The organism is Pseudomonas sp. URMO17WK12:I6 (assembly GCF_003253625.1).
Lineage (GTDB): Bacteria > Pseudomonadota > Gammaproteobacteria > Pseudomonadales > Pseudomonadaceae > Aquipseudomonas.
Map to the genome: position 1 here is coordinate 1 of NZ_QKYZ01000001.1, position 22,236 is coordinate 22,236.

The following is a 22,236-nucleotide window of genomic DNA, read 5'->3' on the forward strand; positions in this document are numbered from 1 at the left end:
CGGCAAACTTTGTTCGTCCATCGGTCGGCTCCTCTGGGCGCGAATAGAGGCGCCTTGGCTCCAGTCCTGCCGCCCATGCTTGCGTAACCACACCAGCACAGTCGACCGCCCCTGAATCCCGTAGCGCCGTTGAGCCTCTTTATAACTCAACTCGCCTTTTTCGACCTGATCGACGACTGCCAATTTAAAGCCCAGCGTGTAATCTCGCTGGCTGCGCCTTTTCCCCGTATCCATTGGTTCCTCCTGAAGATAAGTCAGAAGGTGTAAACCTTATTCAGGACGAGACACAGAATGCAAAAAGGCCCGTTCAACGGGCCTTTTTGCATTTCGGGATAAAGCCTTACGGCAGCATGCCCGCATGGGAAAGACCCAGGCGCTCATCCAGACCGAAGAGGATATTCAGGTTCTGCACAGCCTGACCCGACGCGCCTTTGACCAGATTGTCGATGACCGACAACACCACCACCAGATCACCATCCTGCGGACGATGCACGGCGATACGGCAAACGTTGGCACCACGCACGCTGCGGGTTTCCGGATGGCTGCCGGCTGGCATTACGTCGACGAACGGTTCGTTGGCATAACGCTTTTCGAACAGAGCCTGCAGATCCACCGAGCGGTCCACGACGGTCGCGTAGAGCGTCGAGTGAATACCGCGAATCATCGGCGTCAGGTGCGGAACGAAGGTCAGGCCGACCTCCTTGCCCGCTGCACGACGCAGACCCTGGCGGATTTCCGGCAAGTGACGGTGACCTTTTACGGCGTAGGCCTTCATGCTTTCCGACGTCTCGGAGTACAGCGAACCTACCGAAGCGCCACGACCGGCACCACTGACACCGGATTTGCAGTCAGCGATCAAACGCGTGGTATCGGCCAGACCGGCTTCAAGCAATGGCAGGAAACCCAATTGCGTGGCGGTCGGGTAGCAACCCGGTACAGCAATCAGGCGTGCCTGCTTGATCTGCTCGCGATTGACTTCCGGCAAGCCGTAGACCGCTTCCTCCAACAGTTCCGGCGCACCGTGCGGCTGGCCGTACCACTTGGCCCACTCATCGGCGTCCTGCAGACGGAAGTCTGCCGACAGGTCGATGACTTTGGTCCCGGCAGCCAGCAACTCACCCGCCAGGGCATGGGCGACACCGTGCGGCGTGGCGAAGAACACCACGTCGCAAGCCCCGAGGGTCTTGATATCCGGAACGCTGAACGCCAGGCCGTCGTAATGGCCTCGCAGGTTCGGGTACATGTCGGCCACGGCCAGGCCGGCCTCGGATCGGGAAGTGATCACCACCACTTCTGCCTGCGGATGCTGTGCCAACAGACGCAGCAGTTCGACACCGGTGTAACCCGTGCCGCCGACGATACCGACCTTGACCATAAACCTGCCCTCAACGAACCCACTGGAAAGCCGTCGATAATAGGGGCCGCGCGGCCCTGCGACAACCGTCAAGGTGACGTGCGGCGGCTCATGTGTCCCGTCTCGGGCATACGTTCAAGTTTTGGCGAGTGGATTTTGTTGCCAGACAAGGCGCCGCGACGAGTCATAGCCCGCTATGGCGAGGAGCGGCAACGCAGTATGGCGACAAAAGACACCGTCAAAATTGAACAGTTATGTCCGAGACGGGACACTTTCTCTACTATTCGGGCTACCGTGAACCTGGGAATAACTGAAAATGCTTTATCTGTGGCTCAAAGCTCTTCACATCATCAGCATGGTCTGCTGGTTTGCCGGCCTGTTTTACCTGCCGCGCCTGTTCGTCTATCACGCGCAAAGCGAAGACACCGTCAGCAAGGAACGCTTCAGCATCATGGAGCGCAAGCTGTACCGAGGCATCATGGGGCCAGCGATGATCGCCACCCTGGTGTTCGGCATTTGGCTAATCAGCCTCAACCCGAGCGCCTATTTCGGTCAGGGCGCGTGGATGCACGCCAAGCTGACCCTGGTGGTGATCCTGATCGGCTACCACCACATGTGCGGCGCACAGGTAAAACGTTTTGCCCGTGGCGAAAACACCCGCAGCCATGTCTTTTATCGCTGGTTCAATGAAGTGCCGGTTCTGATATTGCTGGCTATCGTAATTCTGGTCGTCGTCCGGCCGTTTTAAATCCAACAGACACGCTCACCCGGGGTACTTCCAATGTCGCTGCCCGCTCTGCTCGAACAACGCTTGCGACTGCCGGTGGTGGCGGCACCGATGTTCCTGATCTCCAACCCTGAGCTGGTGCTCGCCTGCTGCCGTAATGGCGTGGTGGGCAGCTTCCCTGCGCTGAATCAGCGTGAGAGCAGTGGGTTCAAGGCCTGGCTGGAAGAAATCGAAGCAGGGTTGGCGACACTGGAAAACCCCGCGCCTTACGCGGTGAACCTGATCGTCCACCACAGCAATCCGCGATTGCAGGCGGACCTGGCGATCTGCATCGAACACAAAGTACCGATCGTGATCACCAGCCTCGGCGCCGTGAAGGAAGTGGTCGATGCCGTGCACAGCTACGGTGGCCTGGTGTTTCACGACGTGACGACCCGTCGCCACGCAGAAAAAGCCGCCGAAGCCGGTGTCGACGGTTTGATTGCCGTTGCCGCGGGGGCCGGTGGTCACGCCGGGACCTGGAGCCCGTTTTCGCTGATCGCCGAGATTCGCCAGTTTTTCGACAAGACCCTGCTGCTGGCTGGCTGCCTGAACCATGGCCACGAGATTCTTGCCGCGCAATTGCTCGGTGCGGATCTGGCCTACTTCGGTACGCGATTTATCGGCACCACCGAAAGTCATGCGCCTGACGCCTACAAGGAGATGCTCCTGACTGCCAGAGCCGCGGACATCGTCCATACTCCAGCGGTGTCTGGGGTTCCGGCAAGCTTCATGCGTCAGAGCCTGGAGGCCGCCGGTTTCGACATGGCGGCGCTGCAAAGCAAGGGCGAGGTGGACTTCGGCTCCAAGCTCAAGCCGTTGAACGATGAAGCCAAAGCCTGGAAAACCGTGTGGTCTGCGGGCCAGGGTGTCGGGGAGATCGAGGATCTGCCGAGTGTCGATCAACTGGTCGAACGTCTCGGCACCGAATACCGCAAGGCGCTGGAACTGGCGGCAGCACTGCCCAAGCGCTGGCCGCGCTGACAGGAAAGTTTGGCCAGCCCAACCCGGCCGGCCTTAAACTCCCTCTTGTTACACTTTCCATTACAACTCTCGCGACAAGGATGCCTCGGCCATGAGCGAAAACCGTTTCAAGATCGTCTTCGATGGTGCTTTGCTGCCCGGTGTTGATGCCACCACCGCCAAGCTCAATCTCGCCGAGCTGTTCAAAAGCGATGTCGCAGCCATCGAACGCCTGTTCAGTGGCCGGACGGTTGCGCTCAAACGCGAACTGTCACACGCCGACGCGCAAACTTATCTTCAGGCGCTGACGAAAACCGGCATCGATGCCCGAATCGAAGCCGAACCCTCGATCGAGCTGAACCTGTCCGACGTTCACGTCAGCCCACCGCCATCGGCAGAGCCCGATTCCCCCTACGCTCCGCCACGCGCCACGGTCGGCGAAGCGCTGCCGGAGTTCGCCACACTCAAGGCATTCAGTTTCAGTGGCCGCATCGGCCGACTGCGCTTTCTGGCCTGGACAATGGCTCTGACGCTGGTGACGTTGGGCATTGGCTCGGTGCTGGCCATTTTCGGCTTCGGCCTCATCAGCACCAACTCGACTGCCGGCCTGATTGTCGCGGGTCTGCTGGCCGTTATTCTGATCGTGATACTCGCGTTCATCAGCATTCAGTTCAGTGTGCAGCGCCTGCACGATATCGGCTGGTCTGGATGGCTCTGGCTGTTGAACCTTGTGCCGTTCGTGGGGGGCGCTTTCCCGTTCGTGATAATGATCGTGCCGGGTAACAACACTGCCAATCGATATGGCGCACCGCCGCCGCCCAACAGCAATGCAGTCAGGGTACTGGCTTCATTGTGGCTGGTGTTTATTGCGATCATGTTCGTTGGCGGGCTGACCGGAGGTCTCACGGCAATTCAGGATGAGTACGAAAGCGCCACTGATAGCGCCTATCAAAGCAGCTCCGTGACCACCGATGAAGTCGAAGCTGCGCCCGTCGAAGTCGACTCGGCAGCAGATTCAACCGACGATGCAGCCGAAGCGGCCCAGCCCCCTGTAGACTCTGCAAAAGAATGAACAGCGCTCCCCGCCCGTGACACCTGCGTCGCTGGCGCGGAGCTGTTGCGATGGAGAACTGCATGACCCGTTACGCTCTGATCACTGGCGCTTCCAGCGGCATCGGCCTGGCAATGGCCGAAGCGCTGGCCCGGCGCGGCCGCAGCCTGCTATTGGTGGCCCGACAGCGTGATCAGCTGGAAAGTATTGCGATTGAACTGACTCAACGTTTTGGCGTGGAAGTTTTGTTTCGTGCCTGTGACCTGGGTGAACCGTTGCGCCTGTCCGGATTTCTACTGGAGCTGGAGGAAGGTGAGCGGCAAATCGATCTGCTGGTCAACTGCGCCGGCATCGGTACCTGTGGCCCATTCCTGGCCCAGGACTGGATGACCGAGCAGGACCTGATCGAAGTGAACATCCTGGCCCTCACTCGCTTGTGTCATGCCATTGGTAACAGCATGGCCTTGCAGGGCGGCGGGCAGATTCTGAACGTCGCCTCGGTTGCGGCGTTCCATCCCGGCCCCTGGATGAGCACTTATTACGCCAGCAAGGCTTATGTGCTGAGTTTTTCCGAAGGCTTGCGCGTCGAACTGAAAAAATGCGCGGTCAAGGTGTCGGTGCTCTGCCCCGGCCCGACCCGCACGGCGTTTTTTCGCACCGCGCAACTGAACACCGACAAGCTGGGCGAGAGCAAATTGCTGATGAGCCCAGAGGAAGTCGCGCTCTACACCGTGCGCGCCCTGGAGAAAAATCGCGCCATTATCATCCCCGGTCGCCTGAATCGCTGGTTCGCCTTCTTGCCACGGCTCGGCTCGCGCTGGCTGACCCGGACAATCGCGGGCATGGTCAATAAGGCGTACTGCCCGCGCTGACCAGCCTTCAAGGTAAAAAACTGGGCTCAGGCAGGGCCCATGCGTACACTCAAGCCAGCCAAACAACGGAGAAAACAGCTGTGGATACTCTGTTCACCAAGATCATCAACCGGGAAATCCCGGCGAAGATCATTTACGAGGACGACCAGGTACTGGCCTTCCACGACATCGCCCCACAGGCCCCCGTGCATTTCCTGGTGGTCCCGAAGAAACCGGTGCGCACCCTTAACGATCTCACCGAGGACGATAAGGCTCTGGCCGGGCATATTCTGTTCACCGCGCAGCGTCTGGCTCTGGAACTGGGCTGTGAAGAAGGTTTCCGGGTGGTCATGAACTGCAATGAATTGGGCGGGCAGACCGTTTATCACATTCATATGCACGTGCTGGGTCAGCGCCAGATGCACTGGCCTCCGGGCTGATTGCAAGCAGTACCGGTTTATGTGGCGAGGGCGCTTGCTCCCTCGCCACAGATGACCCAGCGCAAACCCTCCCCGGCCGATTGGGTTAAACTGGCCGCCGAGATTCTTCCCGGAGGTCAGCATGACTACCCAACGTCACTACTCGCCAATTGACCGTCTTCTGCTGCAAGCCGATGCCGCGATGCGTACTTTGCTGCCCTTCAGCGGTCAGCCCTACCGTCCGTCGCCTGCCATCGTGCAGCCGGATGCGCAAATGAACGACGAGGACACCCGGCACGTCGCCGGTTTGATGCGCATCAACCATACCGGCGAAGTCTGTGCCCAGGCGCTGTATCAAGGTCAAGCCCTGACCGCCAAGTTGCCGCAAGTGCGCGCTGCCATGGAACATGCCGCCGAAGAAGAAATCGATCATCTGGTCTGGTGCGAACAGCGCATCCACCAGTTGGGCAGCCACACCAGCATTCTCAATCCGCTGTTCTACGGAATGTCGTTCGGGATTGGCGCGGTGGCCGGGTTGATCAGCGACAAAGTCAGCCTGGGTTTCGTTGCCGCCACCGAGCATCAGGTTTGCAAACACCTGAACGAACACCTTGAACAACTGCCCGCCGAGGACGAAAAATCCCGGGCGATCCTTGAGCAGATGCGCATTGATGAAGAACATCATGCCGAAAGTGCGCTGGATGCTGGAGGGTTCCGTTTTCCTGCGCCGGTGAAGTTCGGAATGAGTCTGCTGGCCAAGGTGATGACCAAGAGCACTTATCGGATCTGACGGTTGCGTTGTTTGATCGGGCCTCTTCGCGGACAACAGCAATGAAAAAGGCGACTACCTTGCGGTAGTCGCCTTTTTTTGTACTCGGAACTCTCAGCTCGGCATGTTGCGCGCGTAGAAGATTTCAAGCATTTCGTGTTTCACACGCTCAGTCACCTGGGCACGCTGCTCAGAGGACAGGTTGCTGGTGGCGTCGCCGAACAGGTAGTTATCCAGTTCGAAGTTCTTCAACAGCATTTTGGTGTGGAACAGGTTTTCCTGGTACACGTTCACGTCGGTCATCTGGTACGCGTCGCGGGTGTCTTCGGAGAGGTAGTTCTGGATCGAGTTGATCTCGTGGTCGATGAAGTGTTTCTTGCCTTCAACGTCACGGGTGAAGCCGCGCACGCGGTAATCCACAGTCACGATATCCGAATCGAACTGGTGAATCAGAAAGTTGAGCGCCTTGAGCGGTGAAATGACGCCACAGGTCGACACGTCGATGTCCACACGGAACGTCGCGATACCGTCCACCGGATGGATTTCCGGGTAGGTGTGCACCGTGATGTGGCTCTTGTCGAGGTGGGCCAGGATGATTTCGGGCAACGGGCCCGGAGACTCTTCAATCTGACTGTCGGTGGGGGTTACCGGCTCTTCAGAGATCAGAATCGTGACGCTGGCGCCCTGGGGTTCATAGTCCTGACTGGCGATGTTCAGGATATTGGCACCAATGATATCGACAACTTCTGTGAGGATCTGCGTCAGGCGCTTGGCGTTGTACTCTTTATTGATGTACTCGACGTAAGCCTGCTGGTCTTGCGGGGTTTCCGCGTAGCAGATGTCATAGATGTTGAAGCTCAAGGTCTTTGTCAGGTTATTGAACCCGTGGAGCTTGAGTTTGCTTTTCACCGTTAAAAACTCTCTATGTATTGCGGGCTGGCCGCGTGATCAAGCATGCCCGTCAGATGCGAACGACGCACCTGCGTAGGACGGTTAACACCTCTTCGCGATGGCGATTTTGGTTGTCTGTTCAGGCAAGCGACCTGTCGGGTGACCGATCACTGCCCTGAAAAAAGTGGCGCATTATGCAGACGTCAGCTATGGATCACCAGAGTCTGCACCGCTTTTATGATAGTTGAATGTCGATTCAACCGAGCTCGATAATCTCGTAGTCGTGGGTAATCGCCACGCCAGCCGCGCCGAGCATGATCGAGGCCGAGCAGTACTTCTCGGCCGACAGCTCGATGGCGCGCTTGACCTGGGCTTCTTTCAGCCCGCGTCCCTTGACCACGAAGTGCATGTGGATCTTGGTGAACACCTTCGGATCTTCGGTCGCACGCTCGGCTTCGAGGAAGGCTTCGCAGCTTTCGACGGCCTGACGCGACTTCTTGAGGATGCTGACCACATCGAAATTGCTGCAACCGCCAACACCCAGCAGGAGCATTTCCATCGGGCGGACACCCAGGTTGCGACCGCCGGCATCGGGCGGACCGTCCATGACCACGACATGACCGCTGCCGGATTCACCGAGGAACATGGCTTCGCCTGCCCATTGGATGCGTGCCTTCATCGCCAAGACTCCACTGTATAAAAAAGGGTCGCCAGCTTAGCACAGGGCCCTTGATTGGCAGCGCTTCGCCTTCCTAGGACATAACCGTATGGGTCGTAGGTAAATTCTCGAATCTTGAAGGAATGTGTCTGTTAAGCTGACGCCAATTCACTGGCGCTTAGCCAGCTTTGTAGCGAACAAAAAACCAGGCTTCACCAGCCCCCTACAAAAAACAAACATACCGTGCAGTCTTTTCGGGATACAACCATGGTTGCTATTACCCCCATATCCAAAATCAAGAACCTCGACAAACTGTTGATGCACTGCCAGCGCCGTCGCTATGCCGCCAAGAGCAACATCATTTGTGCCGGCGACCGCTCGGACACGTTGTTCTTCATCATCAAGGGTTCGGTGACCATCCTGATCGAGGATGACGACGGCCGTGAAATGATCATTGCCTACCTCAACTCCGGCGACTTCTTCGGTGAACTGGGTCTGTTCGAGCAAGCCGGGCTGGAACAGGAGCGCAGCGCCTGGGTTCGCGCCAAAGTCGAATGCGAAGTCGCGGAAATCAGCTACGCGAAATTCCGCGAGTTGTCTCAACAGGATCCAGACATTCTTTACGTGCTCAGCGGACAAATCGCACAACGCCTGCGCAATACCACGCGCAAGGTCGGCGACCTGGCGTTCTTCGACGTGACCGGCCGCGTGGCGCGCTGCCTGCTGGAGCTGTGCAAGCAGCCAGACGCCATGACCCACCCGGATGGCATGCAGATCAAGGTGACCCGCCAGGAGATCGGCCGGATTGTCGGTTGTTCCCGTGAGATGGTCGGCCGCGTGCTCAAGGATCTGGAAGAACGCAACCTGGTCGACGTCAAAGGCAAGACCATGGTGGTCTTCGGTACGCGCTAGGCTCTGAAAACCGAAGCCTGGAACACTTAAGCCCCGAGCACTTCTGCCAGTATTTGGCGATACAACGCATCGAGCCGTTCCAGTGCATCAGGAGCGGCAAATTTTTCATGCAGGGCAATGTGGCTTTCTGCGCGAACCCGCTGTTCCAGACCGCAGGCTTCGTTGAAACGATTGACCGCCGCGACCATTGACTCTCGCTCGTTATCGATCAGCATCGCCCCGTGCACCAGCCCGACCGGACGCTGACCGCCCTTGCTCTGCCGCCAGCGCTGAGCGGTACCGACCATCTTGCGACCATCGAGGTTGACGTTGAAACGGCCATCGCAGAACGCGCCTTCAATTTCGCCCACGGACGACACACCACCCAACTCGTCAAGCAGCTGGCAAATCGGGTCACAGAGTCGGCGATAGGCGGTTTCGATCCGGTTCTGGTCACCCTCGCTACGCGGTGGCGCGTAGACCAGCGCGATGTTGAGGGTCGATGCCGATTGCGGCACCGGCTCGCCGCCGGTTTCGCGCAGCAGTACCGGCCAACCGGCAGCGGCTGATATCTCGCACGCTGCCTCGAAACCCGGCAAGCGATTCAAGCGGCGCGGCATGACCAATGCCTGGTCTGTGGGTTGCCAGAACAGCAAGCCGAACTCCGAATCACCGGTGCACACATGGGCCAACAGGTCCTGTTCGGCGAGCAGGCCGGCTTCGATGGTCAGAGAGGTTGGCTGGGACATGGACGACTCCGTAAGACATGAAGTCTTTGGGGGGCTTGATGACCTACTCGCGGGCAAACCCGCTCCCACAGGGGATCGGGTTGCCTGCGAAAATGTGTTCAGTCGAGCGTAGAGCCGCTCACTGGAACACCGCGCTCAGGAAAGAACAGGCGCTGCAGTTCAGTACCCGGGCTTTCGGCGCGCATGAACGCTTCGCCGACCAGGAACGCATACACGTCGCTGATTTCCATCAGCTCGACATCGGCGCGGTTAAGAATGCCACTCTCGGTGACCACCAGACGATTACGCGGAATACGCGGCAACAAGTCGAGGGTGGTTTCCAGGCTGACCTCGAAGGTGTGCAGGTTGCGGTTGTTCACGCCCACCAGCGGCGTGTCGAGGGTTTTCAAGGCCCGCTCCAGCTCGTCGCCATCGTGGACTTCCACCAGCACATCGAGGCCGACACTTTTGGCCACGGCCGCCAGCTCGGCCATTTTCACGTCATCCAGTGCGGAGACGATCAACAGCACGCAATCAGCGCCCAGGGCGCGGGACTCGATGATCTGGTACGGATCGATCATGAAGTCTTTGCGGATCACCGGCAGCTTGCACGCCTCCCGGGCTTGTTGCAGATACACATCCGCACCCTGGAAGTAGTCGATGTCGGTGAGCACCGACAGGCAAGTAGCCCCGCCCTTCTCGTAACTCCTGGCAATGTCCGCAGGCACGAAGTTCTCGCGAATCACGCCCTTGCTTGGCGAAGCTTTCTTGATTTCAGCAATCACCGCCGGCTGTTTCTTCTTGGCCTGATCGATCAATGCCTTGGCGAAACCACGGGGTGCATCGGCCGCCTTGGCCAGGTTTTCCAGCTCTGCCAGGCTCACACGAGCGCTACGCTCGGCGATTTCCTGGACTTTGCGGGCCAGAATTTTTTCCAGAACCGTCGGTACACTCATCCCTCATTCTCCACTTTGAATACCGCGGTAAATGCACCCAACTCCTCAAGTTTTTCCCGAGCGAGGCCTGTGTGCAGCGCATCGTGCGCCAGGGCAACGCCTTCTTTCAAACTGCTGGCATGGTCGGCGGCGTACAGCGCGGCGCCGGCATTGAGCACGATCATCTCGGCGGCTTTCTGACCATTCTCGGTCTTGCGCTTGCCCAAGGCATCGCGAATCAGTTCCAGGGAAGCCGCCGGGCTTTCCACCGACAGACCGTGCAGGCTCTGGCTCTTCATGCCGAGGTCTTCGGGCTCGACCCAATACTCGGTGATCAGGTCATTCTTCAACTCCGCGACAAAGGTCGGGGCCGCCAGGCTGAATTCGTCCAGACCATCCTTGGAGTGCACCACCAGCACGTGTTTGCTGCCCAGGCGCTGCAAGACTTCGGCCAATGGCCGGCACAACGCCTGACTGAACACACCCACCACCTGGTGTTTCACACCGGCCGGATTCGTAAGCGGGCCGAGCATGTTGAACAAGGTGCGCAAGCCCAGCTCGCGGCGCGGACCGGCGGCGTGCTTCATGGCGCTGTGATGAGTCTGGGCAAACATGAAACCGATACCGACGTTGTCGATGCAGCGTGCAACCTGAACCGGGGTCAGGTTCAGGTAGATACCGGCTGCTTCCAGCAAATCGGCGCTGCCGCTTTTGCCCGACACTGCACGGTTACCGTGCTTGGCCACGGTGCAACCAGCCGCTGCGACCACGAATGAGGAAGCAGTCGAGACGTTGAAGATATTGGCCCCGTCGCCGCCGGTGCCGACCACATCGACCACGCCGTCGAGGGTGTTGAGTTCGACCTTGTCCGCCAACTCGCGCATCGCCGTCACGGCGCCGACGATCTCGTCGATGCTTTCGCTCTTCATGCGCATAGCCATCATGAACGCGCCGATCTGCGCATCCGTGCATTGCCCAGTCATGATTTCGCGCATGACATCACGCATTTCATCGGTACTGAGATCGAGGTGGCCGACGATACGGCTCAGGGCTGTCTTGATATCCATGGAAAGTCCTTAGCGCGTGCCGCCAGTTTGTTTGAGGAAGTTGGCGAACAGCTCGTGCCCCTGTTCGGTGAGGATAGACTCGGGGTGGAATTGCACACCCTCGATGTTCAGCGTCTTGTGACGCAGGCCCATGATCTCATCCACCGAGCCGTCTTCGAGCTGGGTCCAGGCAGTCAGCTCCAGGCAATCGGGCAGGGTTTCGCGCTTGACGATCAGCGAATGGTAGCGGGTGACCGTCAACGGGCGATTCAGACCTTCGAATACGCCCTTGTCCTCGTGAAATACCGGGCTGGTCTTTCCGTGCATGACCTGACGGGCACGGACCACATCGCCGCCAAACGCCTGGCCGATGGATTGGTGACCCAGGCAAACGCCGAGAATCGGCAGCTTGCCGGCGAAGTATTTGATCGCTTCAATGGAAATACCGGCTTCGGTCGGGGTGCAAGGACCGGGAGACACGACGATGCGCTCAGGCTTGAGGGCTTCGATTTCGGCAATGGTGAGTTCATCGTTGCGCACGACTTTGACCTCGGAGCCTAGCTCGCCGAGGTATTGCACAACGTTGTAAGTAAAAGAGTCGTAGTTATCGATCATCAGCAACATGGCGTTAAGAACCTCTTGAATTCACTGACTTTTAATACGGCCTTCGAATGATTTACCCGCAGTGCGCTGCGCTTTGACGGGTGCTGGAGTGGCGCCAGCAAAGCGGCATTTCGTACAGGTAAAGAAGGCAAAGCGGTACAGGTCCGGCCAGGCCGGCAGAAAAGATTCAGGCGCGCCAACGCCAACGGGCGTGTGCCTTGATGACTTGATCCAGGAGTTTGCTGACGATCAACACGGGAAAGGTCTCATTCATACGTCTGGGCACAGTAACGTAGCTGGGCAGAGCGTGCAATATGGCCGGAGCGACAGCTCGCGAAACAATCGAAGGGTTAGCGACAGATGGCAAAAAGCTGGAAGTTTTTTGGCGGTGTCGAGAGCGGCCGAAGCACAAGATCAAAAGATTAAAAGGGGAATGACAGGCATAAAAAAACGCGGCGCCCTCGCAGGCACCGCGTTTTCTATGTGGATCAGTTTTCCGGGGCTTGTTCGGCCAGGGCCACGGCGCGGAACATCGCGCGACGCTTGTTCAGGGTTTCTTCCCATTCCAGCGCCGGTACCGAGTCGGCGACGATGCCGCCACCGGCCTGCACATGCAGTTCACCGTTCTTGATCACGGCGGTGCGAATCGCAATCGCGGTGTCCATGTTGCCGTTCCAGGCGAAGTAACCGACCGCGCCGCCATAGACGCCCCGCTTGACCGGTTCCAGCTCGTCGATGATTTCCATCGCGCGAATCTTCGGTGCGCCGGACAAGGTGCCGGCCGGCAGGATCGCCCGCAGTGCGTCCATCGCTGTCAGCCCGGCCTTCAATTGGCCGGTGACGTTAGACACTATGTGCATCACGTTGGAATAACGCTCGATGACCATCTTCTCGGTGAGCTTCACCGAACCGATTTCCGAGACGCGCCCAGTATCGTTGCGGCCCAGATCGATCAGCATCAAGTGTTCGGCGATTTCCTTGTCGTCCGACAGCAGGTCTTTTTCCAGCGCCAGGTCCGCCTCTTCGTTGGCCCCGCGTGGGCGAGTGCCAGCAATCGGGCGCACGGTGATCAGGTTGTCTTCGACCCGCACCAGCACTTCCGGCGAACTGCCGACGACGTGGAAGTCGCCGAAGTTGAAGAAGTACATATACGGCGTCGGGTTGAAGCAACGCAGCGCCCGGTAAAGATCGATAGGCGCAGCCTTGAAGTCGATCGACATGCGCTGGGACGGCACGACCTGCATGCAGTCACCGGCCAGGATGTATTCCTTGATGGTGTCGACGGCTTTCTCGTAATCGTCCTGGGTGAAACTCGAACGGAACACCGGATCGGCCGATTGCTGCTTGCTGAAGTCCAGGCCACGGCGCGGAGTGATTGGCTGACGGAGTTGTTCCAGCAGCGCTTGCAGACGCGCCTGACCTTGTTCGAAGGCATCTTCCTGCGACGGATCGGCCAGGACAATCGCGTGCATCTTGCCGGCGAGGTTGTCGAACACCACCACCGCATCGGACACCATCAGCAGAATGTCCGGCACGCCCAGCGGATCCGGGTTCGGGCATTTGCCCAGACGCTTCTCCACATAACGCACGCAGTCGTAACCGAAGTAACCCACCAGACCGCCGTTGAAGCGCGGCAGACCGGCAATGGTCGGCACGTTGTAGCGCGCCTTGAAGGCTTCGACGAAGGCCAGTGGGTCTTCAACGTCATGGCTTTCGATCTCGACACCGTCGTGGGTCACACTGACGTGGTGATCGTGAACCCGCAATACGGTGCGGCACGGCAGGCCGATGATCGAGTAGCGGCCCCACTTCTCGCCGCCCTGCACCGACTCCAGCAGATAGGAGTTCGGCTCGTCGGCCAGTTTCAGGTAGATCGACAGCGGCGTGTCGAAGTCGGCCAGGGTTTCGCAGGCAAGCGGGATGCGGTTGTAGCCGGCAGCGGCCAAACGCAGGAATTCTTCGCGGATCATGAGGTGCCTCGTGGCTTGAGGGTCTAACGGTCAGGTATGCAAACGCGCCGGTACGCCGGCCAGGAACAAGTCAGGCGCGCCAACGCCAGCGGGCCAGGGCCTTGATGACTTTCATCCAGAGTTTGCGAGTGACCACCACGATGGCGTTTCCAGCAGGGGGTTGAACAGCGTCGGGCAACGTTATCTCAGCGGCCGGATCCAGGCAACCGGGAATTAGTTTGCGCAGATCATCGATCACCAGCGCCGGCGACTCTTCGGCAATCGGCCGACCGTGGTTATAACCGTAACTGAGGGCCACGCATTTGACCCCCGCCGCTTTCGCCGCCAGCACATCGCTACGCGAGTCGCCGACGAACAATGATTGCGACGCCGGAATGTTGGCCATTTTCATCACAAAAAACAGCGCAGCCGGATCAGGTTTCTGTTGTGGCAGGGTGTCGCCACCGATGATCCATTTGAAGTAACGGCCGATCTTCATCTGATCCAGCAACGGCGCGACGAAGCGCTCCGGTTTGTTGGTGATCAGCGCCATCGCCACGCCCTGCTTGTGCAGCCATTTCAGGGTGTCGCGCACACCGGGATAGACCACGGTCAGCTCATGCCCCTCACCGTAGGCTTCCATGAAAATCTGCAGTGCACCTTCGGCTTCGCCGTCATCGATCGACGAATGATCGATGCCGCCGGCCAGTGCACGGCGCACCAGCACCGGCGCGCCGTTGCCGACCCACTCACGCACCGGTTCGATGCCGACCGGGTCACGCCCGAGTTTGAGCAGCATGTTATCCACAGCCGCTGCGAGGTCAGGGACCGAATCGACCAGCGTGCCATCCAGATCGAACATCACCAGCCGCGGCAGACGCCCCGGGAACAGCTGCTCAAAACCGCTCATGGGCGAGCCAGCGCCAGTTCGGAACGCATTTTTTCAATCACTTCCTGGTAGTTCGGCGCATTGAAGATCGCCGAGCCGGCCACGAAAGTGTCGGCGCCCGCAGCGGCGATTTCGCGAATGTTGTTCACGTTCACCCCGCCGTCGATTTCCAGGCGAATGTCACGCCCGGAAGCATCGATCAGCGCCCGAGCCTCACGCAGCTTGTCGAGGGTGGCTGGAATGAACTTCTGCCCGCCGAAGCCCGGGTTGACGCTCATCAGCAAGATCATGTCGACCTTGTCCATCACGTACTTGAGCACGTCCAGCGGGGTCGCCGGGTTGAACACCAGGCCCGCCTTGCAGCCGCCTTCGCGGATCAGTTGCAGGGAACGGTCGACGTGCAGCGTGGCTTCCGGGTGGAAGGTGATGTAGGTCGCACCGGCTTCGATGAAGTCACCGACGATGCGGTCCACCGGACTGACCATCAGGTGCGCGTCGATCGGCGCGGTCACGCCGTACTTGCGCAGCGCGGAGCAGACCATCGGGCCGATGGTCAGGTTCGGCACGTAGTGGTTGTCCATGACATCGAAGTGCACGAAGTCGGCGCCGGCGGCCAGGACGTTGTCCACTTCCTCGCCCAGGCGGGCGAAGTCGGCGGAGAGAATCGACGGAGCAATAACGAAGGGCTGCATGACGCACCTTTTCTGAGCAGAATCACGATGGCGCGCATTGTATACCTCATGCTTTGACGCGCGCACCGTGCTGCGATGATTGGGGCAAGTCCTAATAGGCCGCTCGGTAGATCTTCTCGATATCGGTGGCGCTCAACTTGCGCGGATTGTTGCGCATCAGGCGTTCGGTGCCGGCGGCTTCCACGGCCATGGCCGGGATCGCCTCCTCGGGGACCCCGAAACTGCGCAGACCTCGCGGGATCTCCACGGCGGCGCACAGCTCGGTCATCGCCTCCACGGCTTTATCCGCCGCCTCACTGGCGCTCAGATGAGCGGTCTTCACCCCCATGGCCTCGGCAATATCCTGCATGCGTTCCACGCAGGCCATCTTGTTCCAGGTCATGACATACGGCAGCAGCAAGGCATTGCTGACACCATGGGCAATGTTGAAACGCCCACCCAGCGGATACGCCAGCGCATGCACCGCACCGACCCCGGCATTGCCGAACGCCATGCCGGCCATCAGGCTGGCGGTGGCCATGTCTTCGCGGGCTTGCAGGTGGGCGGGATTGGCGTAAGCCTTGGGCAGCGCCTTGGTAATCAGTTTGATCGCGCCAATGGCCAAGGCATCGGTGATGGGCGAGGCGTTGAGCGACAGGTAGGACTCGATGGCGTGCACCAGCGCATCGACGCCACTGGCGGCGGTGACACTGCGCGGGCAGGTCAGGGTCATTTGCGGGCTGACCAGCGCCACGTCCGGCAACAGGTAATCGCTGATGATGCCCATCTTCAGCTGCGCGACCTTGTCGGAGAGGATGGCCACGTTGGTCACTTCCGAACCGGTGCCAGCGGTGGTCGGGATGGCGATCAGCGGCGGGCCTTTGCGCGGCACCTGATCGATGCCGAACAAATCCTCCAGCGCGCCGTGATAACCGGCATAGGCGGCAACACTCTTGGCGATGTCGATGGCGCTGCCGCCGCCGAGGCCGATCAGCCCGTCATGCCCACCCTCACGGTAAACCCGCATGCAATCTTCGACGATGGCGATTTCCGGGTCCGGCAACACCCGGTCGAAAATCTCATAACTGCGCTCGCCCAGCTGCGCCAGCGCCAGCTCCACCGTGCCGGACTTGACCAGCGCGGCATCGGTGACGATCAGCGGGTTGTCGATGTCCAGACGTGTGAGCTCGGCCGCCAATTGCTCGATGGCACCTGCGCCGGTGATCAGTTTGTGAGCGATTTTGAAAGAGGAAAGACTCATGTGCGCAGCCTCTTATAGATAGGGGAGCTGGGCACAATAGTAGCTGGGGATTGGGGTTTGTCTGCTATTAAGTTGGTGAATGATCGAGGTGCTTCTGTCGATCGTTCCCACGCTCGCGCGGGAACGATCACAGTTGGCGTCAGGCTTGGGCGGTACGCAGTTTTTCGCTGCGCCCACGCAGCCATTCCAGGGTCAGCAACAGGATCACCGAGAATGCGATCAGCAGCGTCGCGGCAGCGGCGATTGTCGGGCTGAGGTTTTCGCGGATGCCGCTGAACATCTGCCGAGGCAAGGTCGCTTGTTCGGGACCGGCGAGGAACAGCGTCACCACCACTTCATCGAACGAGGTAGCGAAGGCAAACAGCGCACCGGAAATCACCCCCGGCGCAATCAACGGCAAGGTCACCCGGCGGAACGTCGTCAGCGGCGAAGCTCCCAGGCTGGCCGCGGCCCGCACCAGGTTCTGGTTGAACCCCTGCAAGGTCGCCGATACCGTGATGATCACGAACGGCACGCCCAGCACGGCGTGCACCACGATCAACGAGGTATAGCTGTTGCCGAACCCCAGTGGCGCGAAGGTCAGGTAACTGGCCACACCAATGATCACCACCGGCACCACCATCGGCGAAATCACCAGCGCCATCACCAGCGCCTTGCCCGGGAAGTCGCCACGGGTCAGGCCGATCGCCGCCAGCGTACCGAAGATCATCGCCAGCACGGTCGCTGCCGGAGCCACGATCATGCTGTTCTTCAACGAACGCATCCATTCCGCCGAGGCAAAAAAGTCCTGATACCAGTGCAGCGAGAAGCCTTGCAGCGGGTAGACCAGAAAACTCCCTGAGTTGAACGACAGCGGAATGATCACCAGCACCGGCAAGATCAGGAACAACAAAATCAAGCCGCAGAGAATCCGCAAGCTGTAGAACCACACCCGTTCGATGGGCGACATATAAGGACTCAGCATTTCACTCTCCCCTTAGCTCAGGCGCAGGCGACTGGCGCCCACCAGCCAGCTGTAAATCAGATAAAGCACCACGGTCGCCAGCAGCAACAGTCCACCGAGCGCGGTCGCCATGCCCCAGTTGATGCTGGTGTTGGTGTAGAAGGCGACGAAGTAACTGACCATCTGATCGTTCGGGCTGCCCAGCAACGCCGGGGTGATGTAGTAGCCGATGGCGAGGATGAACACCAACAGGCAACCGGCGCCAACACCGGCATAGGTCTGCGGGAAGTACACCCGCCAGAAACTGGCGAACGGGTGGCAGCCCAGGGAAATCGCCGCACGCATGTAAGTCGGCGAGATACCTTTCATCACGCTGTAGATCGGCAGAATCATGAACGGCAGCAGGATGTGCACCATCGAGATGTAGACCCCGGTGCGGTTGAACACCAGCTCCAGCGGCTTATCGATGACGCCCATGGCCATCAGGCCGCTGTTGATCAAGCCGCCCGATTGCAGCAACACGATCCACGCCGCGACCCGAACCAGAATCGAGGTCCAGAACGGCAACAGCACCAGAATCATCAGCAGGTTGCTTTGGCGCGAGGGCAGGTTCGCCAGCAGGTAGGCCAGCGGATAAGCAAGCACCAGGCAGATCATGGTGATGATCAGGCCCATCCAGAACGTACGGGCAAAGATGTCGAGGTAGATCGCCTGATCGGGAGTGGCCCGGGCCAGTTCGCCGAGGTCGTCGATACGGTGATCGACGGCGGCCAGCAGGTAATAAGGCGTCACACCACTGGTGTTGCGGCGCACCACCTGCCAATAGGCCGGATCGCCCCAGCGTTCGTCGAGTCCTTCCAGCGCTTCTTTATAAGAAGCAGGCTCCGTGGCGAACGGCAAGGCGCGCGCGGTTTTGGTCAGCAGGCTGCGGTAGCCGGCCAACTCCATGTTCAAGCGCTTGGACAAATCACCCAAGGTCTGATTCTTGCGGGCTTCGGCGAGGTCTTCGCTGGCGGCCTTGTACACAGGCTCTGCCGGCAGGCCTCGGCCATCCCAACTGGCGATGGCAGCCACAGTGCGCGGCATCACGCCGACCACTTCCGGGTTACCGACGCTTTTGTAGAGCAGCGCCACGATCGGCACCAGGAACACCAGCAACAGAAACAGCACCAACGGCGCGATCAAGGCTTGTGCTTTCCAGCGGTTGATTCGCTCGGCGTGCTTTAGCCGCTGCTTCAAGGTGGGGTCGGTGCCCGCGTTCACGGGAACGGCGATAGCCATGGCGTACTCCGGAAATCTTTGATCGTTACAGAGGGTGGCACTCCATAACTGGGAGGCCACCTCTGTTCTTGTTAGCTACACATCAGCCCCTGTAGGAGAGGCAAGCCCACAGTGTTGTGGTTACTTGGCAGCCCAGGAATTGAAGCGCTGCTCCAGTTGCTCGCCGTTGTCAGCCCAGAAGCTGACGTCGATCTGCACCTGGTTGGCGATGTTTTCCGGGGTGGTCGGCATGTCTTTCAGGACATCCTTGGACAGCAATGGCACTGCCTGGGTGTTGGCCGGGCCGTAGGCGATGTTTTCCGAGTAGGTCTTCTGCTGTTGCGGCTGTACCGAGAAGGCGATGAATTTCTTCGCAGCTTCGGCACGGGTCTTGTCCAGACCTTTTGGAATCGCCCACGCGTCGAAGTCGTAGATGCCGCCGTTCCACACCACTTTCAGGTTGCTTTCTTTTTGTACCGCGGCGATCCGGCCGTTGTAGGCCGAGCTCATGACCACGTCACCGGAGGCGAGGTATTGCGGCGGTTGTGCGCCGGCTTCCCACCACTGGATGCTTGGCTTGAGTTCATCGAGTTTCTTGAACGCGCGGTCCTGGCCATCTTTGCCGGCCAGCACTTTGTAGACGTCTTTCGGCGCAACGCCGTCAGCCATCAGTGCGAATTCCAGGGTGTACTTGGCGCCTTTGCGCAGGCCGCGCTTGCCCGGGAATTTCTTGGTGTCCCAGAAATCAGCCCAACTGGTCGGAGCGGTTTTCAGCTTGTCAGCGTTGTAGGCCAGCACGGTCGACCACACGAAGAAGCCCACGCCGCAAGGCTGGATAGCGCCTTTGACGTAGTCTTCAGACTTGCCGAACAGCTTCGGATCAAGCTGCTCGAACATGTCTTCGTCGCAACCACGGGACAGTTCCGGCGATTCAACTTCCACCAGGTCCCAGGACACGCTCTTGGTGTCGACCATGGCTTTGACCTTGGCCATTTCGCCGTTGTATTCGCCAGCGACGATTTTGCCGTGGCCCGCCGCTTCCCATGGTGCGTAGAAGGCTTTGACCTGCGCCGCCTTGTTCGCCCCGCCAAAGGACACCACGGTCAGGTCCGGGCCAGCCGCCATCGCGTGCGCCGCGCCGATCATGCCGACGACCAGGGCGGTGAATTTCAGGGATCTCAACATTTATTGTTCTCTCCACGTGCAGGGTTGGTGTTGGTGAAGCAGGGGGCGATCAATGCGCCTCTAGAAGTGGGTCGAGCGCGCGAACGTGTTCGACCTGCCAGCCAAGCGGTACCACGTCGCCGACAGCCAGCGCAGGATCGAGCTCGGCAATCGGTTGTTTCACGAAGAAGTCGGTCTTGCCGCAGACTTCCAGGCGAACCCGGACGTGGTCGCCCAGATAGATGAATTCCGCCACCCTTCCCGAGAAGCGGTTGACACAGGACTCGCTCGAGCCATTGAGGCTCACGCGCTCCGGACGAATCGACAGCGTGACGGGTTCGCCGGTCTTGCCGACGTTGACCGCCAGTGCTTCAACCTTTTCACCGCGACCGAGCTCGACCACGCAGCGATCACCGGTGTGGCTATGCAAGCGGCCGTTGAGGCGGTTGTTCTCGCCGATGAAGTTGGCGACGAAAGTATTTTTCGGCTCTTCGTAGAGCGTGCGCGGTGGCGCGATCTGCTGGATCTCGCCCTGGTGGAATACGGCGACGCGGTCGGACATGGTCAGGGCTTCGCCCTGGTCGTGGGTCACGTAGACCACGGTCACGCCGAGGCGCTGGTGCAGGTGTTTGATTTCCATCTGCATGTGTTCACGCAGTTGTTTGTCCAGTGCGCCGAGGGGTTCGTCCATCAGCACCAGTTGCGGTTCGAACACCAGGGCACGGGCCAGGGCCACACGCTGCTGCTGACCGCCGGACAGTTGCGCCGGATAGCGCTGGGCGAAAGTATCGAGCTGAACCATGCTCAGCACACGCTTGACCCGGTCACTGACGTCGCTCTTGTTCAAGCCGCGCACGGTCAGCGGGAACGCCAGGTTCTCGGACACGGTCATGTGCGGAAACAACGCGTAGTTCTGGAACACCATGCCGATGTCGCGCTTGTGCGGTGGCACGTTGTTGATGGAACGCCCGGCCAGTTGAATCTCCCCGGCGGTCGGCGTTTCGAAGCCGGCGAGCATCATCAGACTGGTGGTTTTGCCGGAACCGGACGGCCCGAGCAAGGTCAGGAATTCGCCTTTGCGAATTTCCAGGTTGAGGTCTTTGACGATCAGGTTCTCGCCGTCGTAGCTCTTTTGCACTCCACGAAAGCTGACCAGAATATCGCTGGCCCCTGCACTTGAATCAACCTGGCTCATACCCACACCTTTGTTATTGATGACTGCTGTGGACTAAGCCTAGTGGACGCTGGGAGCCGCGCAAATCGGGGCGCAGGAGAGAATCGCCTCAGCCGGATGGAAGGTTGGGGGTAGGGATTGCCCTACAAGGATGGCGGGGATGGATATGTCGATTCTTGATGGCGACAGACGGTGAGCTGCAAGCCACAGGAACCGGTAAAAGCGGCTTTGCGGGCATGTCGTAATTGGACATGCACGCTCGCACAGGTATTTGCAGTGAATCAGCGGGTCGTGTGGATCACAGGAGTTTGTGTTCCATCGCGTACTTCACCAGTTCGGCCAAGGAGGTGATGTTGAGTTTCTGCATCAGCCGCGCCTTGTGGGTACTGATGGTTTTGCTGCTCAAGGCCAGTTGCTGGGCGATGTCGTTGACGTTGGCGCCCTGGGCCAGGCGTTCGAATACCGAGAATTCACGCTCCGACAGCAGCGAATGCAGCGGCCGTGTGTCGGTCAGGCCGACTTCGAAAACCATGCGGTCGGCCAGGTCCGGATCGATGTAGCGCCCGCCCGCCGCGACCTTGCGAATCGCCGTCAGCAACAATGCCGGATCGCTGTCCTTGGTCGCGTAACCCGCCGCGCCGACCTTCAACGCCCGAGCGGCCATCTGCGCTTCGTCGTGCATCGACAGCACCAGAATCGCCGGCGGATTGCTCATGGCGCGAATCCGCGGGATCGCCTCCAGGCCGTTGACCCCGGGCATGGAGATGTCCAGCAACACCACTTCGCAGGGAACATGGCGCAAGGTATCGAGCAACTGCTCGCCGTTGCTCGCCTCCCCGACCACCAGCAAGTCCTTGGCCAGGCCGATCAATTGCTTGATGCCTTCGCGAACGATGGTGTGGTCTTCGGCTACCAATACACGGATCACGTTCTTCTCCATTCTTCTTATGTCAGAACCAAGATCTATCGCAGGCTTGCCTGCAAAGGCGCCAGCTCAAAC

24 protein-coding genes are annotated in these 22,236 nt (G+C 59.5%); 7 read left to right on the forward strand and 17 right to left on the reverse strand.

The window, feature by feature from the left end; all coding sequences use genetic code 11:
* Together F475_RS00005 and argC are read right to left on the reverse strand one after the other, a co-directional pair.
* The coding region (locus F475_RS00005; RefSeq protein ID WP_146602926.1) for a helix-turn-helix domain-containing protein at positions 1–234 on the reverse strand (234 nt) is incomplete at its 3' end.
* Between the two features lie 106 nt (positions 235–340).
* A complete protein-coding gene (gene argC / locus F475_RS00010) occupies positions 341–1,375 on the reverse strand; it encodes an N-acetyl-gamma-glutamyl-phosphate reductase (protein WP_018928880.1) in 1,035 nt (344 codons plus the stop codon).
* Between the two features lie 295 nt (positions 1,376–1,670).
* On the opposite strand from argC, the gene hemJ reads away from it, so the two are divergent.
* The 6 genes from hemJ (at position 1,671) to coq7 (ending at position 6,194) form a co-directional block, all read left to right on the forward strand.
* Positions 1,671–2,102, forward strand: coding sequence for a protoporphyrinogen oxidase HemJ (gene hemJ, locus F475_RS00020; protein ID WP_018928879.1), 432 nt, complete (start codon positions 1,671–1,673; stop codon positions 2,100–2,102).
* Positions 2,103–2,135: 33 nt separating this feature from the next.
* Complete coding sequence (locus F475_RS00025; RefSeq protein ID WP_019650353.1) at positions 2,136–3,104, forward strand: nitronate monooxygenase family protein; 969 nt, start codon at positions 2,136–2,138, stop codon at positions 3,102–3,104.
* A gap of 91 nt (positions 3,105–3,195) precedes the next feature.
* Complete coding sequence (locus F475_RS00030; protein WP_018928877.1) at positions 3,196–4,155, forward strand: DUF805 domain-containing protein; 960 nt, start codon at positions 3,196–3,198, stop codon at positions 4,153–4,155.
* A 62-nt stretch (positions 4,156–4,217) separates the two neighbouring features.
* On the forward strand, positions 4,218–5,006 hold the full coding sequence (locus F475_RS00035; RefSeq protein WP_086944462.1) for an SDR family oxidoreductase: 789 nt from the start codon (positions 4,218–4,220) through the stop codon (positions 5,004–5,006).
* 80 nt (positions 5,007–5,086) lie between these two features.
* Complete coding sequence (locus tag F475_RS00040; protein ID WP_007906873.1) at positions 5,087–5,425, forward strand: histidine triad nucleotide-binding protein; 339 nt, start codon at positions 5,087–5,089, stop codon at positions 5,423–5,425.
* Between the two features lie 121 nt (positions 5,426–5,546).
* Positions 5,547–6,194, forward strand: a complete 648-nt coding sequence (coq7, locus tag F475_RS00045) for a 2-polyprenyl-3-methyl-6-methoxy-1,4-benzoquinone monooxygenase (protein WP_018928875.1) — start codon at positions 5,547–5,549, stop codon at positions 6,192–6,194.
* A 93-nt stretch (positions 6,195–6,287) separates the two neighbouring features.
* Here the strand turns inward: coq7 and speD are convergent, their stop codons facing one another.
* On the reverse strand, positions 6,288–7,082 hold the full coding sequence (speD, locus tag F475_RS00050; RefSeq protein WP_018928874.1) for an adenosylmethionine decarboxylase: 795 nt from the start codon (positions 7,080–7,082) through the stop codon (positions 6,288–6,290).
* 238 nt (positions 7,083–7,320) lie between these two features.
* The gene (locus F475_RS00055; protein ID WP_007941657.1) at positions 7,321–7,743 is read right to left on the reverse strand and encodes an OsmC family protein; all 423 of its coding nucleotides are present in this window, start codon (positions 7,741–7,743) and stop codon (positions 7,321–7,323) included.
* Between the two features lie 246 nt (positions 7,744–7,989).
* Here F475_RS00055 and crp point away from each other — a divergent pair, with 246 nt between their 5' ends.
* Positions 7,990–8,634 carry a cAMP-activated global transcriptional regulator CRP gene (gene crp, locus F475_RS00060; protein WP_018928873.1) on the forward strand — a complete coding sequence of 215 codons (645 nt, stop codon included), beginning with the start codon at positions 7,990–7,992 and terminating at the stop codon, positions 8,632–8,634.
* A gap of 26 nt (positions 8,635–8,660) precedes the next feature.
* On the opposite strand, the gene F475_RS00065 is transcribed toward crp, so the two are convergent.
* From F475_RS00065 to F475_RS00125, 13 genes are all read right to left on the reverse strand, one after another.
* Positions 8,661–9,362, reverse strand: coding sequence for a lipoate--protein ligase family protein (locus F475_RS00065; protein WP_111452907.1), 702 nt, complete (start codon positions 9,360–9,362; stop codon positions 8,661–8,663).
* 98 nt (positions 9,363–9,460) lie between these two features.
* Entirely contained in the window at positions 9,461–10,297 is an 837-nt protein-coding gene (trpC, locus tag F475_RS00070; protein WP_111452908.1) for an indole-3-glycerol phosphate synthase TrpC, read from the reverse strand.
* Complete coding sequence (trpD, locus tag F475_RS00075) at positions 10,294–11,343, reverse strand: anthranilate phosphoribosyltransferase (protein WP_111452909.1); 1,050 nt, start codon at positions 11,341–11,343, stop codon at positions 10,294–10,296. Before trpD ends, trpC begins: the two co-directional genes overlap by 4 nt.
* Positions 11,344–11,352: 9 nt before the next feature.
* On the reverse strand, positions 11,353–11,946 hold the full coding sequence (locus F475_RS00080) for an aminodeoxychorismate/anthranilate synthase component II (RefSeq protein WP_018928869.1): 594 nt from the start codon (positions 11,944–11,946) through the stop codon (positions 11,353–11,355).
* Positions 11,947–12,413: 467 nt separating this feature from the next.
* Positions 12,414–13,895, reverse strand: a complete 1,482-nt coding sequence (trpE, locus tag F475_RS00085; protein WP_111452910.1) for an anthranilate synthase component I — start codon at positions 13,893–13,895, stop codon at positions 12,414–12,416.
* 70 nt (positions 13,896–13,965) lie between these two features.
* Positions 13,966–14,784, reverse strand: a complete 819-nt coding sequence (locus F475_RS00090) for a phosphoglycolate phosphatase (protein ID WP_111452911.1) — start codon at positions 14,782–14,784, stop codon at positions 13,966–13,968.
* Entirely contained in the window at positions 14,781–15,455 is a 675-nt protein-coding gene (gene rpe / locus F475_RS00095; RefSeq protein WP_007941649.1) for a ribulose-phosphate 3-epimerase, read from the reverse strand. Before rpe ends, F475_RS00090 begins: the two co-directional genes overlap by 4 nt.
* Before the next feature lie 91 nt (positions 15,456–15,546).
* Complete coding sequence (locus F475_RS00100) at positions 15,547–16,695, reverse strand: iron-containing alcohol dehydrogenase (RefSeq protein WP_019580746.1); 1,149 nt, start codon at positions 16,693–16,695, stop codon at positions 15,547–15,549.
* 139 nt (positions 16,696–16,834) lie between these two features.
* Entirely contained in the window at positions 16,835–17,659 is an 825-nt protein-coding gene (locus F475_RS00105) for an ABC transporter permease (RefSeq protein WP_018928864.1), read from the reverse strand.
* Between the two features lie 12 nt (positions 17,660–17,671).
* A complete protein-coding gene (locus F475_RS00110; RefSeq protein WP_018928863.1) occupies positions 17,672–18,919 on the reverse strand; it encodes an ABC transporter permease in 1,248 nt (415 codons plus the stop codon).
* Positions 18,920–19,039: 120 nt separating this feature from the next.
* A complete protein-coding gene (locus tag F475_RS00115; protein ID WP_018928862.1) occupies positions 19,040–20,083 on the reverse strand; it encodes an ABC transporter substrate-binding protein in 1,044 nt (347 codons plus the stop codon).
* Positions 20,084–20,132: 49 nt separating this feature from the next.
* Positions 20,133–21,257 (reverse strand): ABC transporter ATP-binding protein, encoded by a 1,125-nt coding sequence (locus F475_RS00120; protein WP_018928861.1) that lies wholly within the window; start codon positions 21,255–21,257, stop codon positions 20,133–20,135.
* Between the two features lie 277 nt (positions 21,258–21,534).
* Entirely contained in the window at positions 21,535–22,176 is a 642-nt protein-coding gene (locus F475_RS00125) for a response regulator transcription factor (protein ID WP_177325199.1), read from the reverse strand.
* Positions 22,177–22,236 lie beyond the last annotated feature (60 nt).

Bases quoted from the DNA above. Each gene is read 5' to 3' on its own strand.
- argC (WP_018928880.1), bottom strand. From the start codon at position 1,375: ATGGTCAAGGTCGGTATCGTCGGCGGCACGGGTTACACCGGTGTCGAA.
- hemJ (WP_018928879.1), top strand. From the start codon at position 1,671: ATGCTTTATCTGTGGCTCAAAGCTCTTCACATCATCAGCATGGTCTGC.
- F475_RS00025 (WP_019650353.1), top strand. From the start codon at position 2,136: ATGTCGCTGCCCGCTCTGCTCGAACAACGCTTGCGACTGCCGGTGGTG.
- F475_RS00030 (WP_018928877.1), top strand. From the start codon at position 3,196: ATGAGCGAAAACCGTTTCAAGATCGTCTTCGATGGTGCTTTGCTGCCC.
- F475_RS00035 (WP_086944462.1), top strand. From the start codon at position 4,218: ATGACCCGTTACGCTCTGATCACTGGCGCTTCCAGCGGCATCGGCCTG.
- coq7 (WP_018928875.1), top strand. From the start codon at position 5,547: ATGACTACCCAACGTCACTACTCGCCAATTGACCGTCTTCTGCTGCAA.
- F475_RS00055 (WP_007941657.1), bottom strand. From the start codon at position 7,743: ATGAAGGCACGCATCCAATGGGCAGGCGAAGCCATGTTCCTCGGTGAA.
- crp (WP_018928873.1), top strand. From the start codon at position 7,990: ATGGTTGCTATTACCCCCATATCCAAAATCAAGAACCTCGACAAACTG.
- F475_RS00065 (WP_111452907.1), bottom strand. From the start codon at position 9,362: ATGTCCCAGCCAACCTCTCTGACCATCGAAGCCGGCCTGCTCGCCGAA.
- trpC (WP_111452908.1), bottom strand. From the start codon at position 10,297: ATGAGTGTACCGACGGTTCTGGAAAAAATTCTGGCCCGCAAAGTCCAG.
- trpD (WP_111452909.1), bottom strand. From the start codon at position 11,343: ATGGATATCAAGACAGCCCTGAGCCGTATCGTCGGCCACCTCGATCTC.
- F475_RS00080 (WP_018928869.1), bottom strand. From the start codon at position 11,946: ATGTTGCTGATGATCGATAACTACGACTCTTTTACTTACAACGTTGTG.
- trpE (WP_111452910.1), bottom strand. From the start codon at position 13,895: ATGATCCGCGAAGAATTCCTGCGTTTGGCCGCTGCCGGCTACAACCGC.
- F475_RS00090 (WP_111452911.1), bottom strand. From the start codon at position 14,784: ATGAGCGGTTTTGAGCAGCTGTTCCCGGGGCGTCTGCCGCGGCTGGTG.
- rpe (WP_007941649.1), bottom strand. From the start codon at position 15,455: ATGCAGCCCTTCGTTATTGCTCCGTCGATTCTCTCCGCCGACTTCGCC.
- F475_RS00100 (WP_019580746.1), bottom strand. From the start codon at position 16,695: ATGAGTCTTTCCTCTTTCAAAATCGCTCACAAACTGATCACCGGCGCA.
- F475_RS00105 (WP_018928864.1), bottom strand. From the start codon at position 17,659: ATGCTGAGTCCTTATATGTCGCCCATCGAACGGGTGTGGTTCTACAGC.
- F475_RS00110 (WP_018928863.1), bottom strand. From the start codon at position 18,919: ATGGCTATCGCCGTTCCCGTGAACGCGGGCACCGACCCCACCTTGAAG.
- F475_RS00115 (WP_018928862.1), bottom strand. From the start codon at position 20,083: ATGTTGAGATCCCTGAAATTCACCGCCCTGGTCGTCGGCATGATCGGC.
- F475_RS00120 (WP_018928861.1), bottom strand. From the start codon at position 21,257: ATGAGCCAGGTTGATTCAAGTGCAGGGGCCAGCGATATTCTGGTCAGC.
- F475_RS00125 (WP_177325199.1), bottom strand. From the start codon at position 22,176: ATGGAGAAGAACGTGATCCGTGTATTGGTAGCCGAAGACCACACCATC.